This window comes from Methylobacterium sp. 174MFSha1.1 (assembly GCF_900116815.1).
Classification (GTDB): domain Bacteria; phylum Pseudomonadota; class Alphaproteobacteria; order Rhizobiales; family Beijerinckiaceae; genus Methylobacterium.
Genome location: NZ_FPCB01000004.1, coordinates 364,506 through 378,737, shown reverse-complemented (window position 1 = coordinate 378,737; position 14,232 = coordinate 364,506). Strand labels below are relative to the sequence as shown.

Here is a 14,232-nt window from a genome sequence, read left to right as displayed (position 1 = left end):
CGCTCATCTCAGAGGAAACGCCATGGCCTTCACCCGCCGCCCCCTCGCGACACGCAGGTCCGTCCTGGCCGCCGGTCTCGCCGCGCCCGCCCTGATCGGCCTCGGCCGCGCCGCGCAGGCAGCCACGACGCTGAAGCTCTCGCACCAGTTCCCCGGCGGCACGATCGACGAGGGCGATTTTCGCGACCGGATGTGCCGCAAGTTCGCCGCTGCGGTGAAGGAGCGCTCGAAGGGCGCGCTCGACGTCCAGGTCTATCCGGGCTCGTCGCTGATGAAGACGAACGCCCAGTTCAGCGCGATGCGAAAAGGCGCGCTCGACATGAGCCTCTACCCGCTTCCTTACGCCGGCGGCGAGGTGCCGGAGACCAATATCGGGCTGATGCCCGCGCTCGTGACCTCCTACCCGCAGGCGATGGCCTGGAAGGCGGCGCCGGTCGGCCGCAAGCTCACCGAGATCCTGCTCTCGAAGAACATCGTGCTCGTCTCCTGGGTCTGGCAGGCGGGGGGTGTGGCGAGCCGCGACCGCCCGCTGGTGCGGCCGGAGGACGCCAAGGGCATGAAGGTCCGCGGCGGCTCGCGCGAGATGGACCTGATGATGAAGGCGGCCGGCGCCGCGACCTTGAGCCTGCCCTCGAACGAATCCTACGCGGCGATGCAGACCGGCGCCTGCGACGCGGTCATCACCTCCTCGACCAGCCTGATCTCGTTCCGGCTCGAGGAACTGTCGAAGTCCCTCACCTCGGCCCGCGGCCGCTCGTACTGGTTCATGCTCGAGCCGATCATGATGTCGAAGGCGATCTTCGACGGCCTGCCCAAGGACCAGCGCGACCTGATCATGGCGGTCGGCGCCGAGCTCGAATCCTTCGGGCAGGAGGGCGCTCAAGGAGACGACACGCGGGTCGAGCAGATCTTCGGCAAGGCCGGCGCCAAGGTCGAGGCCCTCGACGAGGCGACGCTGAACCGCTGGCGCGACATCGCCCGCGACTCGGCCTGGAAGGACTACGCCGCCAAGTCGTCGTCCTGCGCCGAGATGCTGAAGCTCGCGGAGGCGGTCGCGTGAGCCACGCCTTCGACGCGGCCTCCGCCGCCGCGGAGCCGGAGCGCGCCGGCGTCCGCCCCCGGCTCCCCGGCCCGCTCGCGGCGATCGACGCCGCGATGGCGGGCTTGAACCGGGCGATCCTGCTGCTCGGCGGCGTCGCCCTCGTCGCCGCCTGCCTGGTGCTGAGCTACAGCGTCGTCGTCCGCTACTTCCTGAAAATTCCGACCGAGTGGCAGGACGAGACGGCGGTGTTCCTCATCGTCGGCGCCACCTTCCTGTCGGCGGCGGGCGTCCAGGCCAAGCGCGGCCACGTCGCCATCGAGGCGCTGACCGGCCTCCTGCCGCCGCGGGCGAACCGCCTGCGCCTGCTCTTCGCCGACGTGGTCAGCCTCGGCTTCGTGGCCTTCTTCGCCTGGAAGAGCTGGACCCTGCTGCACGAGGCCTGGGAGGACGGCCAGATCTCGCAATCGACCTGGGGCCCGCCGCTCTGGATCCCCTACTCGCTGATGGCTCTCGGCATGACGCTGCTGGCGCTGCAGTTCCTGCTCCAGATCGCCGAAGCCGTGGCGCGGGGCCCGAATGCGGCCGGCTTCGCCGACCCGAAGGTGGGCCTGGGCGCCGATCTCGAGCGCGCCAAGAAGCAGGACAACAAGACGCAGGACAAGAAGGGGGCCTCCCGATGAGCACCGCGATCATCGGCACCCTCTACGCGGGCGCCACCCTCGGGGCGATGCTGGCCGGCATCCCGATCGCCTTCGCGCTCGGCGCGGTGGCGCTCGTCTTCATGCTGGCCTTCATGCCCGGCGCCTCCCTCGATACGGTGGCGCAGAACGTCTACGAGGAGATGGCCTCGATCACGCTCCTGTCGATCCCGCTCTTCATCCTGAAGGGCGCGGCGATCGGCCGGTCGAAGGCGGGCCAGGACCTCTACTCGGCGATGCATGCCTGGATGCACAAGATCCCGGGGGGGCTGGGCATCGCCAACGTTTTCGCCTGCGCGCTGTTCGCCGCCATGGCGGGGTCGAGCCCGGCGACCTGCTCGGCGATCGGCTCCGCCGGCATCCCGGAGATGCGGAGACGCGGCTATTCCGGGGGATTCGCCGCCGGCATCATCGCGGCGGGCGGCACCCTCGGCATCCTCCTGCCGCCCTCGATCACCATGATCCTCTACGCGGTGGCGGCCGAGCAGTCGCTCGGGCGGCTCTTTCTCGCCGGCATCGGCCCGGGCCTGCTGCTGGTCCTGCTGTTTGCGGCCTACGCCGCCTGGCGCTTCCGGCGCGAATTCGCCATGGCGCGAGCGGCCTACGTCACCGGCGGGCCGGAGCATCCGATCCTGGCGGAAGACCGCTACTCGATGGCGCAGCGCTTCTCGACCCTGCCGCGGGTGCTGCCCTTCGTGGTGCTGCTCACCGGCGTCATGGTGGCGCTCTATGGCGGCTACGCCACGCCCTCCGAGACGGCCGGCCTCGGCGGCCTCCTCGCGCTCGCGCTGATCGCCGCGATCTACGGCGTGTGGCGGGCCAAGGACGTCAGCCCGATCCTGATCGCGACCCTTCGCGAGTCGACCATGCTGATGCTGATCATCGGCATGTCGCTGCTCTACGCCTACGTGATGAGCTACCTCCACATCTCGCAGGCCGCCGCCGCCGCGATCGTGGCGATGCACCTCTCGCCGTGGCTGCTGCTCCTGACCATCCTGCTCCTGGTGGTGGGCCTCGGCTTCTTCCTGCCGCCGGTCTCGATCATCCTGATGACCGCGCCGATCATCCTGCCGCCTTTGCGGGAGGCGGGGTTCGACCTCGTCTGGTTCGGCGTCGTCATGACGATCACCATGGAGATGGGGCTGATCCACCCGCCGGTCGGCCTCAACATCTTCGTCATCAAGAACATCGCGCCCGACATCCCGCTCTCCGAGATCATCTGGGGCACCCTGCCCTTCGTGATCCTGATGGCGGTGGCGATCCTGGTCCTGTGCGTCGCCCCCGGCATCGCGCTGTGGCTGCCGGATCTCCTCTTGCCCTCGACCAAGTAGAGGCGCCACCATGGCAGAGCCGCCGCCGGGACCCGCCCGCGACACCCGGCGGCGGTCCTCCCTCCTCTCCGCTGCCGCAGCGGAGCCCTATCTGACAACGGGCGGCGCGACGGATCCGGGCAGCGGATCCCGGGCAGCCGCGCAACGCGACGGTGAGCAAGGCCCCATGGCGGCGATCTCGTTCCTCGGCGACCTCCTCCAGAGCATCTCGGACCGGGGCCGCGGGCTGATCGCCTTCGGCCGCGACGACCCCGCCAAGGCGAGCGTCGCCGAGGTGGTGAAGCTCTGCGAGGACCTGATCTCCCGGCGCGGCGAGGCCTCGGGGGTCGCGCTGGCCCGCATCATCCTCGACCGCTACGACAGTTTCGGGCGCGCCGACCGGCACGACTTCCTGCGCCGCATCGCCCTCGATTTCGGGGCCGACCACGGGGCGGTGGCGGGCGCCATCGCCGCCTACGCCAAGGCGCCGTCCCGGGCGGCCCTGGGGCGCCTGCACGAGGCGGCCGAGCCGCGCTCGCAGGAGCTGATCCGCCGCCTCAACCTCGCCCGCGACGGCACGATCGCGCTGGTGCGGATGCGCGAGGACCTGTTCACCCTGCGCGACGCCGCCCGCAAGGCCGACAAGCCGGACCCGGCGCTGGCGGAAGCCGTCGAGAGCCTGGATTCCGATTTCGAGCACCTGTTCGCGTCGTGGTTCAACCGCGGCTTCCTGGTCCTGCGCCGGATCGACTGGACGACGCCGGCCCACATCCTGGAAAAGATCATCCGCTACGAGGCGGTCCACGCGATCTCGGACTGGGACGACCTGCGCCGCCGCATCGAGCCGCCGGACCGGCGCTGCTTCGCCTTCTTCCATCCGGCGCTCCTCGACGAGCCGCTGATCTTCGTCGAGGTGGCGCTCACCACCGGCATCGCCGCGGCGATCGCCCCGATCCTCGCCAACGATCGCCGGCCGACCGACACGCGCGAGGCGACGACCGCGATCTTCTACTCGATCTCGAACTGCCAGAAGGGGCTGGCCGGCATCACCTTCGGCAACTTCCTGATCAAGCAGGTGGTGGAGGACCTCTGCCGCGAGATGCCGGCGCTGAAGACCTTCGTGACGCTCTCGCCGGTGCCGACCTTCCGCACCTGGCTCGACCGCGAGCGCCGGGCCGACGCGCCGCAGGGGATCACCCGCGACGACGTCGAAACCCTGCGCGCCCTCGACCAGCCCGACTGGCACACCGACAAGGCCAAGGCCGACGCGGTGAAGAAGGCCCTGCTGCCGGCCGCCGCCTACTACTTCCTGCGCGCCAAGACCCCCCGCGGCAAGCCGGTCGACCCGGTGGCGCGGTTCCATCTCGGCAACGGCGCCCGGCTGGAGCGCCTGAACTTTTTGGGCGACGTCTCGCCGAAGGGCCTCGCGCAGGGCTACGGGCTGATGGTCAACTACCTCTACGACCTCGCGGCGATCGAGAAGAACCACGAGACCTACGCCAATCTCGGCACCGTCTCGGCCTCGCTCACCGTCAACCGCGAACTGCGCCAGAACCTGCCGCCGGCGCGGTCGGTGGCGCTGGCGGAGGCGTGAGCAATCCTCCTCTCTCCGCCCCCCGGGCTGTCCGGGGACAAGGGAGGACGCGGGCTTTTTCCCTCCCCCCTCTGCGGGGGAGGGTGCCCCACGGAGTGGGGCGAGAGAGGGGCAGCGCGACGCTGATCCAGCGGGCGTCCGTTACCGCGGTCGCGACCCTTCCGGAAGCGGCGTCCCCTCTCCCGTCCCCTGCTGACGCAGGGGCCACCCTCCCCCGCAGAGGGGGGAGGGAAAAGCCTGCGCCCTTTCCTTTCCCGGATCGCGACGGCGTGGCCGCTCATCTCGCCGACGACTGAAGAGTTCTCCCATGTCCAACCACTTCTTCGACATCGTCCGCTCCCGCCTCCCCGCCGATCCTTCGGCCAAGGTCTTCCTGGAGACCGCCGAGGGCCTGCGCTGGAGCTACGCCGACCTGATCGCCGAATCCGGCCGCTACGCCGCGGCCTTGGTCGGCCTCGGCGTCGCGCCCGGCGACCGGGTGGCGGTGCAGGTCGAGAAGAGCCCGGCGGTGATCGCGCTCTATCTCGGCTGCGTGCGGGCCGGCGCGGTCTTCCTGCCGCTCAACACCGGCTACACTCCGGCCGAGATCGCCTACTTCCTCGGCGACGCCGAGCCGGCCCTGTTCGTCTGCGATTCGGGGAAGCTGGACGCCCTGAAGCCTGTGGCCGAGGCGGCGAACGTCAAACAGGTCGGCACCCTCGACGCCAAGGGCGAGGGCACCATGGCGGCCGAGGCCGCGGGCCAGACCGGCGACTTCGCCGACGTGCCACGCAGCCCGGACGACCTGGCGGCGATCCTCTACACCTCGGGCACCACCGGGCGCTCCAAGGGCGCGATGCTGACCCACGACAACCTGTCGTCGAACGCGCTGACCCTCGTCGATTACTGGCGCTTCACGCCGGAGGACGTGCTGATCCACGCGCTGCCGGTGTTCCACACCCACGGCCTGTTCGTCGCCACCAACACGGTGCTGATGTCGGGCGCCGCGATGATCTTCCTGCCCAAGCTCGATCCGCCGCTGATCCTGTCGCTGATGGGCCGGGCGACGGCGCTGATGGGCGTGCCGACCTTCTACACCCGCCTGCTCAAGGAGCCGGGCCTGACCCGCGAGGCGACCGCGGGGATGCGCCTGTTCGTCTCCGGCTCGGCGCCCCTGCTCGCCGAGACCCATCGCGAGTGGCAGGACAGGACTGGCCACCCGATCCTCGAGCGCTACGGCATGACCGAGACCAACATGAGCACCTCGAACCCCTATGACGGCGACCGGGTCGCCGGCACGGTCGGGTTCCCGCTGCCGGGCGTCTCGCTGCGGGTGGTCGATCCGGAGACCGGCCGGGGACTCGCGGCCGACCAGGTCGGGATGATCGAGGTGCGCGGCCCCAACGTGTTCAAGGGCTACTGGCGCATGCCGGAGAAGACCGCCGCCGAGTTCAAGGCCGACGGGTTCTTCATCACCGGCGACCTCGGCAAGGTGGACGAGCGCGGCTACGTCCACATCGTCGGGCGCGGCAAGGACCTGATCATCACCGGCGGCTTCAACGTCTACCCGAAGGAGGTCGAGACCGAGATCGACGGGCTGCCCGGCGTGCTCGAATCGGCGGTGATCGGGGTGCCGCACCCGGATTTCGGTGAGGGCGTCACCGCCGTGGTGGTGCCGCGCGGGGCGGAGGCCCCGAGCGAGGCCGCGATCCTCTCGGCCCTCGAAGGCCGGCTCGCCAAGTTCAAGCTGCCGAAGCGCGTCATCATCGCGGACGAGCTGCCCCGCAATACGATGGGCAAGGTGCAGAAGAACCTGCTGCGCGAGACGCACAAGGGGTTGTACGGGGGGTGATGCGATTTCCGGACGATCGGTTCGGACATCGTATCGCCAGCCCGTGCGGTGGAGCCTCCGGCTCCACACACGTGAGCGAGGCCGATTTCCGCATCGCGACAGCGATTGCGCAGCAATCGCCGAGCGATCAACCGGAAATCGACTTCGTCACATCGCCCGCGTCGATCGACCCAGCATCGCCTGCACGCTCCCGGCGCGCTCGGCCAGACGATCGTTCACGCACATCTGCACGGTGGTGCCGTAATACAGCATGCCGCGGCTCTTCTGCTTGTGGCACTCGTAGGCCGGCTGGGCGACGAGGCTGCCGGCGACCAGCGCCGGCAGGGCCAGCACCTTGGCGACGAGTGCGAGCCCGCCGAGGAGGCGACTGCCCGACGGGGCGGGTGCCGTCGTCCAGACGATCTCAATGGTGCGCACGTCGCGGTTCTCGCGCGGGGCGGGCCGGGACAGGTCCCGCTCGATGCGCGCCGGCATCCGGTCGGGCAGGGTCAGGGGCGGGAGCGGACGGGCGGCGGTCTCGCGGGTCTCGGCGATCATCCTGCGGAAATCGGCGTTGCTCAGGGCCATGGCTGCAACCTCGTCGCAAGATCTCGGAACGAGGCGCCTTACCTTGCGCCTCGGCTGCCGGGTTACTTGCGTCTGGCGTGCCAATCGAAACCATTGGGAAACCATGCCGCTACGGCACATTTTCGCCGGGACGGTGGAATCGGTGGAATCGCGACCCGTCCCGCTCGTAGCGTGGTTGTATCAGGACGGGGCAGCCGTCCCGGTGCCCTTCCCCTCTCCGAGCTCCTTCTCGTAGCGCCAAGCGGTGGTGCCGTCCTCGTAATACGCCTCCACGGTCTCGAAGCGGCGGTAGCCGCTGCGCTCGTAGAGGCGGATGCCGGCGCCGTTATCCTCGCGGACCTCCAGGCGCAAGAAGCCGCAGCCCCTGCCCAGGGCCTCGGCCTCGGCGGCGTCGAGCAGCACCCGGCCGAGGCCGGTGCCGGCCCGGCTCGGCGCCACGGCGATCGAGGACAGGCGGGCACGCCGGCTGCCGCGCCGGCGCTCGATCGTGGCGGCGCCGACCAGCACCGCACCGTCGAGGGCGACCAGCAGCGAGATCGACGGCGACGCGATGGCGTGGCGGATCGCCCGGCGCTCCGCCCGATCGGTAGCGAAGGCCGCAACCTCGAGCGCCATCAGGGCGTCGAGGTCCTCGGGAATCGCCGGCCGGATCGCGACGGCCGACGAGGGAGCGGGCTGGCCGCTCACGCGGCCTTCCACGGATATGTCCAGGTCTCGGTGAGCGTCTGGCCGCGGGCGCGCAGGAAGGCGCGCAGCTCGGTCGATTGCCCGGCCTGGTCGAGCCGCACGTCGATCGCCGCGCGAAACCCCTTCACGTGGAGGTTCGGCACCAGCGAGACCGCGGTGATCTTGCCCTGCGTCGTCGAGGGCACGATCTCGACCGCCTTCGGGTCGGTGAGCCAGTAGGCGAGGTCGCCGCCCGAGAAGTCGACGAGGAAGCGCCGGGTGCGCGGCTCGCTGGCATCCGCGGTGCCGCCGCTCGCGGTCGTGCGGGCGACGTAGGTGTTCACCACCCGGCCGCCGGGATGCAGGTCGTCGGTGTCGGCCAGCGCCCGGATCTTGTAGGACAGCTCCACCGCCTCGCCGGGCTTGTAGGGCTGCTTCGGCTGCCAGGAGGCCACGATGTTGTCGTGGGTCTCGTTCTCGGTCGGCAATTCGACGAGGCGCACCGTGCCCTCGCCCCACTCGCCCTGCGGCTCGACCCAGTAGCCCGGCCGGCGGTGGTAGAACGCCTCGAGGTCCTGGTAATCCTCGAACACCCGGTCGCGTTGCATCAGCCCGAAGCCCTTCGGGTTGCGGTCCTCGAAGGCGGAGATCCAGCGCTCCTTGGGGTTGCGCAGGGGCCGCCAGATCCACTCGCCGCCGCCGGACTGCATCAGCAGCCCGTCGGAATCGTGCAGTTCGGGGCGGTAATCGTCCGAGTGGTGCCGGTCGTTCTCGCCGATGAAGAACATCGAGGTCAGCGGCGCGATGCCGACCGTGGTGAGCTCGCGGCGCGGATGCAGCGAGCAGCGCACGTCGACGACCGTCTCGTCGCCCGGATAGACCAGGAACTGGAACGCGCCGGTGCAGGACGGCCCGTCGAGGAGGGCGTAGATCACCGCCCGGTCGGCGCCCTTCGGCGGCATCTCGATCCAGAACTCGCGGAAGACCGGAAACTCCTCCGGCCCGCCGACGCTCTCGACATTCACGGCTAGGCCCCGGGCCGAGAGGCCGTAGAGCTGGTCGCGGCCGAGGAAGCGGTAGTAGCTGGCGCCGAGGAACGAGATCAGCTCGTCGAGGATGCCGGGCTTGTTCAGCGGGTAGTGCAGCCGGAAGCCCGCGAAGCCGAGATTGACCGGCAGCGGCTTGTCGATGGTGGTCCGGCCGTAATCGAACAGGCCGGGCTGGTAGGGGATCGGCGTCGGCACCCCGTCGCGCACCACGTTCACGGTGACCGGGCGGGTATAGAGGAAGCCGAGATGGAACAGCTGGAGCCGGAACGGCCCGTCCTGGTCCCCGAGCAGCGCCTTGTCGGGCCGGAAGCGGATGTCGCGCCAGGCGTCGTAGTCGAGGGAGCCGAGGGGCGCCGGCAGCGGCGCCACGGTGGCCTCGAACGGCGCACCGGCGAGGGCCCGCGCCCGGCGCACCACCTCGTCGAAGCGGAAGCGGGGCGGGCCCGACGGCGCCGGCGCCGGATCGGGCGGCGGCAGGGCGCTCGGGCCGGGCTGGGTCGGCCCGACCTGGGCGGAGGCGGCCCGGCTCAGGGCGGCGGAGGAGAGCAGGCCGGCGAGGAGCGCGCGGCGCGAGGGTGCGAGGGTCATGGCGATCCGGATATAAGGCGCGCGTTCGGAGCGCGCGTGCGCGTCGGCCGGTTGAATGGCCCGTCCGGCGCCGCTTGAGAAGGCCCCGCGGACGGGAAGCGTTCCGCGGCGGAGGTGCCGGTGCCGGAAACCGTGGGACTTCGGACCGTGGCACCTCGGACCGTGGCACTTCTGACCGTGGCACTTGGGCCACCCTGAGGAAATCCGGCGGAAATCGGTGCATCGGGGCTTGCGGCCGGGGGCCATGGTCCGTATCTACCGCCTTGCCCAATTTCGCACGTGCCTGTGGCCGCGTGCCGGTTGGTGGGCATCCGGACAAGAGGCCGGACAGCCGCCAGGGGTCTTAAAGGATCGATGGCCGGGAAGGGTGGATCCCTCCGGCCGGCATCCAGGTGGAAACACCGGACCCCGACAACAACCGGCAGCCGGAGGCAAAACCGGCGAACCCCGCTCTCCACGGGGGACGCAGCTTAAAGCAACGACGAACGGGCTTTTTTGGTCTCGTCTGCCCTCCAAAGGCCGACACCGAAGAGGCTTGTTTCTCCTTGCCCCGAGTGCGGATCGGGTTTCCCCGTTCCAAGCAAAGGCAGCTTCCGGGTGCTCTGCGCCCGCGTCGCACGGCGTGTCTCCACAGCACGTCCGCGCCGCGTCGCAACGCCCCCTGACGCCGGACGGCCGACGCGTGCCGTCTCGATCTCGACTTCGGGTTCCCGCGGGAGCCCTCTCGAACCTTTGGTGGGGCTGATCATGACCGATCGCATCCGCGATTTCCTGCGCGTGCGCCGCGAGCTCGGCCGGGACGAGGGTCCCGTGATGGTCCTCGACCTCGACGTCGTGCGCGACAACTACACCGCCTTCGCCCGCGCCCTGCCGGACACCCGGGTCTTCTACGCCGTCAAGGCGAACCCGGCCCCCGAGGTGCTGCGCGCGCTCGCCGAGATGGGCTCCTGCTTCGACACCGCCTCGGTGGTCGAGATCCAGATGGCGCTCGCCGCCGGCGCCACCGCCGACCGGGTGTCGTTCGGCAACACCATCAAGAAGGAGCGCTGCATCGCCCGCGCGCTTCAGCTCGGCGTGCGGCTCTTCGCCGTCGACTGCCAGGCCGAAGTCGACAAGATCGCCCGCGCCGCCGACGCGGTCAAGGTCGCCCGCGAGGACGTGCAGGTGTTCTGCCGCATCCTGTGCGACGGCGCCGGGGCCGAGTGGCCGCTCTCGCGCAAGTTCGGCTGCGTGCCGGAGATGGCGGTGGACGTACTCGAGCACGGCACCCGGCTGGGGCTGCACGCCTACGGCGTGTCGTTCCACGTCGGCTCGCAGCAGGGCAACACGGAAGCCTGGGACGGGGCGCTCGCCTCGGCCTCGATGATCTTCCGCGAATGCGCCCTGCGCGGCATCCACCTCTCGATGGTGAACCTCGGCGGCGGCTTCCCGACCAAGTACCTCAAGGCGGTGCCGGGCGTGGAATCCTACGGCGACGCGATCTTCCGGGCGCTGACGAAGCATTTCGGCAACCAGCTGCCGGAGACGATCATCGAGCCGGGCCGCGGCATGGTCGGCAATGCCGGCATGATCGAGGCCGAGGTGGTGCTGGTCTCGCAGAAGTCCGACGCCGCGGACGAGGTGCGGTGGGTCTATCTCGACATCGGCAAGTTCGGCGGCCTCGCCGAGACGATGGACGAGTCGATCCGCTACCGCATTCTCACCGACCGCGACGAGGACCGCACGGTGCCGTGCGTGCTCGCCGGCCCGACCTGCGATTCGGCCGACGTGCTCTACGAGAAGACCCCGTACCCGCTGCCGATCTCGCTGGCGATCGGCGACAAGGTGCTGATCGAGGGCGCGGGCGCCTACACCACCACCTACGCGGCGGTGGCGTTCAACGGCTTCCCGCCGCTCCAATCCTACGTGATCTGATCCTTCGGCGCCCTCCGGCGCCGAAGCTTCGGAACGATGCGCCGGGTTTCCCGTTCTACCGGGCCCGGCGCGTCCGCGCCTCCACCATCCCCAGAAGTCCCGGACGGCCCGCCGCGTCGCGGCGGGTGCGAGGGCTGTCCTTTGCCCGTTTTTGCGTGAGTCTCGGGAGAGTACGGCCGTGATCCAGATCCGCGACGAGCGCGCCGCCGATGTCGCCGCCCGCGAGCACCTGCTCGACGTCTGCTTCGGCGAGGCCCGCTTCACCAAGACCTGCGAGCGCCTGCGCGAGGGGCGCCTTCCGGCGGAGGGCCTCGCCCTGGTGGTCGAGATGGACGGCCGGCTGGTCGCCACCGTGCGCCTGTGGGACGTCGATGCCGGCGGCCGACCCGCCCTGATGCTCGGGCCGATCGCCGTCGATCCGGGCCTGCACGGGCTCGGCATCGGCCACACGCTCATGCGCGAGGCTTTGTCCCGCGCCGCGGCTCTCGGCCACCGCGCCGTGATCCTGGTGGGCGACGCGCCCTACTACGCCCGCTTCGGCTTCACCCACGAGCGGGTCGGCAGCCTGAGCCTGCCCGGTCCCTACGCACCGGAGCGGTTCCTCGCCCTCGACCTCGTGCCGGGGGCGCTCGACGGTGCGAGCGGCATGGTCCGGGCGACCGGGCGGGTGGTGCCGAGCGTTCTGCCGACGCAAGAGTTCCGCGTCGCGGCGTGATGCGTCGGGACGGGTTCCACCCCCGCCCCTTTCCCGGACGACTGTAACGCAGTGGAAGGAGATCCGGGATCCAGCATGGAAAGTCGCGAAGCGTCTGCTTGTCTGCGACGTTGCAGCATGCAGAGCCGCTCCGCGGCACTTTGCAGAGCCGCTCCGCGGCACTTCTCGTGCTGGATCCCGGATCTCCTTCCGCTATCGCTTCAGTCGTCCGGGAAAGGGCGCAGCGTTCATTTCTCAAATGCTGAGGCTGACGAGCCGCCGCTCATCCCCCCACCACCCTCACCTCCGGCACCTTCTCCCCCGCGATCCCCCTGGCCCCCTCGGCGATCAGCCGGGTGACGAGATCCGCGTAATCCGCCCGGGTCAGCCCCGCCCCCGGCCGGAACCAGAGATAGTGCCAGTTGACCATGCCGAAGAACGACATGGTCACGGGCTTGAGCAACGCCGTGCCGGCGAGATGCGGCGCCACGCCGGCGATGGCCTCGGAGAACAGGCGCACGAGCTCGCGCTCGCTCGCCTTCAGCTCCGCCTGCCGCTCACCCGAGAGCAGGCCGAGATGGTTGATCTGCACCTTGTGCTGGGCGTCGGCGTCCCGATAGGCCTCGAGCAGCGCCGTCGCGAGGCTACGCAGGCGTGGTTCGGGCGCCAGCCCTGGCCGGTCGGCGGCCTCGACGGCCTCCAGCAGCTCCTCGAGGTGCAGCCGGATCACGTCGAACAGGATCTCGTCCTTGTCGCGATAGTAGTGGTAGAGGTTCGCCTTCGAGACGCCGCAGGCCTCGGCGATCCGGCTCATCGAGGCGCGGTCGTAGCCATGGGCGGCGAACAGCTCGGCCGAGCGATCGAGGATCGCCCGGCGCTTGTCGTCGTAGTCGCTGGCGCGGGTGCGGGCCATGCTCGTCGCTAGTCCCGGGGGCGCTGGTCGATGACGCGGCGGGCCTTGCCGAGGGAGCGCTCGATGCCCCCCGGGGGCAGCACGTCCACCGTCGCGGTGATGCCGATCGTGTCCTTGACCGCCTGGCACAGCCGGTCGGCCGCCGCCTCGCGCAAGTCGGCGATGTCGGCCTCGGGCCGCGCCTCGACGCGGATGGTCATGGTGTCGAGCCGGCCCTCGCGGGCGAGCACCACCTGGTAATGGGCCGAGAGGGCCGGGATGGTGAGGATCTTCTCCTCGATCTGGCTCGGGAAGACGTTGACCCCGCGCACGATCATCATGTCGTCGGAGCGTCCGGTGATCTTCTCCATCCGGCGCATCGCCCGGGCGGTGCTGGGCAGCAGCCGGGTCAGGTCGCGGGTGCGGTAGCGGATCACCGGCATCGCCTGCTTGGTGAGCGAGGTGAAGACCAGCTCCCCCTCCTCCCCGTCCGGCAGGACCGCGCCGGTGCGCGGGTCGACGATCTCCGGGTAGAAGTGGTCCTCCCAGATGTGGAGCCCGTCCTTGGTCTCGACGCACTCGCTCGCGACCCCCGGCCCCATCACCTCGGACAGGCCGTAGATGTCGACGGCGTGGAGGTCGAAGGCGTCCTCAATTTCCTGACGCATCGCGTTGGTCCAGGGCTCGGCGCCGAAGATGCCGACCTTGAGCGAGGAGGCGCGCGGGTCGAGTCCCTGACGGCGGAACTCGTCGAGGATCGCCAGCATGTAGGAGGGCGTCACCATGATGATGTCGGGCTTGAAGTCCTGGATCAGCTGGACCTGGCGCTCGGTCATGCCCCCCGACATCGGGATCACCGTGCAGCCGAGGCGCTCGGCGCCGTAATGGGCGCCGAGTCCCCCGGTGAACAGCCCGTAGCCGTAGGCGACGTGGATCAGCATCCCGGGCCGCCCGCCCGCGGCGCGGATCGAGCGCGCCACCACGTCGGCCCAGACGTCGATGTCGGCCTTGGTGTAGCCCACCACGGTCGGCTTGCCGGTGGTGCCGGACGAGGCGTGGATGCGCGCCACCTGCTCGCGCGGCACCGCGAACATCCCGAAGGGGTAGTTCGCCCGCAGATCCGCCTTGGCGGTGAAGGGGAAGTGGGCGAGGTCCGGCAGATCCGAAAAATCGCGTGGATGCACGCCGGCCGCGTCGAAGGCGGCGCGGTAATGCGGGACGTTGGCGTAGGCGTGGTGCAGGGTCTCGCGCAGCTTCTCGCGCTGCCATGCGGCGAGTTCGGCCCGTGAGGCGGTCTCGAACCGGTCGAGCTCGGAGGCCTCCGGCACCATGCGGGCGAGCTTGCGGGGGGCGATCTGAAGCATGGCGTCTTCTCCCTGAAGTATTT

The 14,232-nt window shown here is 70.2% G+C and carries 12 protein-coding genes; 7 read left to right on the top strand and 5 right to left on the bottom strand.

The window, feature by feature from the left end; genetic code table 11:
• Nucleotides 1–22 precede the first annotated feature (22 nt).
• The 5 genes from dctP to BM430_RS01730 all read left to right on the top strand — a co-directional run bounded on the left by dctP (nucleotide 23) and on the right by BM430_RS01730 (nucleotide 6,475).
• Complete coding sequence (gene dctP, locus BM430_RS01750; RefSeq protein ID WP_093564674.1) at nucleotides 23–1,060, top strand: TRAP transporter substrate-binding protein DctP; 1,038 nt, start codon at nucleotides 23–25, stop codon at nucleotides 1,058–1,060.
• Nucleotides 1,057–1,722 carry a TRAP transporter small permease gene (locus BM430_RS01745; protein ID WP_093564672.1) on the top strand — a complete coding sequence of 222 codons (666 nt, stop codon included), beginning with the start codon at nucleotides 1,057–1,059 and terminating at the stop codon, nucleotides 1,720–1,722. The genes dctP and BM430_RS01745 overlap by 4 nt, the downstream gene beginning before the upstream one ends.
• On the top strand, nucleotides 1,719–3,071 hold the full coding sequence (locus tag BM430_RS01740; protein WP_093564670.1) for a TRAP transporter large permease: 1,353 nt from the start codon (nucleotides 1,719–1,721) through the stop codon (nucleotides 3,069–3,071). Before BM430_RS01745 ends, BM430_RS01740 begins: the two co-directional genes overlap by 4 nt.
• Nucleotides 3,072–3,237: 166 nt before the next feature.
• A complete protein-coding gene (locus BM430_RS01735) occupies nucleotides 3,238–4,644 on the top strand; it encodes a malonyl-CoA decarboxylase (protein ID WP_093564668.1) in 1,407 nt (468 codons plus the stop codon).
• Between the two features lie 307 nt (nucleotides 4,645–4,951).
• Entirely contained in the window at nucleotides 4,952–6,475 is a 1,524-nt protein-coding gene (locus BM430_RS01730; protein WP_093564666.1) for a malonate--CoA ligase, read from the top strand.
• Between the two features lie 147 nt (nucleotides 6,476–6,622).
• Here the strand turns inward: BM430_RS01730 and BM430_RS01725 are convergent, their stop codons facing one another.
• The 3 genes from BM430_RS01725 to BM430_RS01715 form a co-directional block, all read right to left on the bottom strand.
• The gene (locus BM430_RS01725; RefSeq protein WP_093564664.1) at nucleotides 6,623–7,042 is read right to left on the bottom strand and encodes a hypothetical protein; all 420 of its coding nucleotides are present in this window, start codon (nucleotides 7,040–7,042) and stop codon (nucleotides 6,623–6,625) included.
• Between the two features lie 180 nt (nucleotides 7,043–7,222).
• Nucleotides 7,223–7,729, bottom strand: coding sequence for a GNAT family N-acetyltransferase (locus BM430_RS01720; RefSeq protein WP_244539251.1), 507 nt, complete (start codon nucleotides 7,727–7,729; stop codon nucleotides 7,223–7,225).
• Nucleotides 7,726–9,345 carry a glucan biosynthesis protein G gene (locus BM430_RS01715; RefSeq protein ID WP_093564662.1) on the bottom strand — a complete coding sequence of 540 codons (1,620 nt, stop codon included), beginning with the start codon at nucleotides 9,343–9,345 and terminating at the stop codon, nucleotides 7,726–7,728. The genes BM430_RS01720 and BM430_RS01715 overlap by 4 nt, the downstream gene beginning before the upstream one ends.
• A 747-nt stretch (nucleotides 9,346–10,092) precedes the next feature.
• Here BM430_RS01715 and BM430_RS01710 point away from each other — a divergent pair.
• Nucleotides 10,093–11,259, top strand: a complete 1,167-nt coding sequence (locus BM430_RS01710) for a type III PLP-dependent enzyme (protein ID WP_093564756.1) — start codon at nucleotides 10,093–10,095, stop codon at nucleotides 11,257–11,259.
• A gap of 178 nt (nucleotides 11,260–11,437) precedes the next feature.
• Nucleotides 11,438–11,974 carry a GNAT family N-acetyltransferase gene (locus tag BM430_RS01705; protein WP_093564660.1) on the top strand — a complete coding sequence of 179 codons (537 nt, stop codon included), beginning with the start codon at nucleotides 11,438–11,440 and terminating at the stop codon, nucleotides 11,972–11,974.
• Between the two features lie 262 nt (nucleotides 11,975–12,236).
• On the opposite strand, the gene BM430_RS01700 is transcribed toward BM430_RS01705, so the two are convergent.
• Entirely contained in the window at nucleotides 12,237–12,866 is a 630-nt protein-coding gene (locus BM430_RS01700; RefSeq protein ID WP_093564658.1) for a TetR/AcrR family transcriptional regulator, read from the bottom strand.
• An 8-nt stretch (nucleotides 12,867–12,874) separates the two neighbouring features.
• Nucleotides 12,875–14,209: a phenylacetate--CoA ligase PaaK gene (gene paaK / locus BM430_RS01695; RefSeq protein ID WP_093564656.1), complete on the bottom strand. Its 1,335-nt coding sequence runs from the start codon at nucleotides 14,207–14,209 to the stop codon at nucleotides 12,875–12,877.
• Nucleotides 14,210–14,232: the final 23 nt, after the last annotated feature.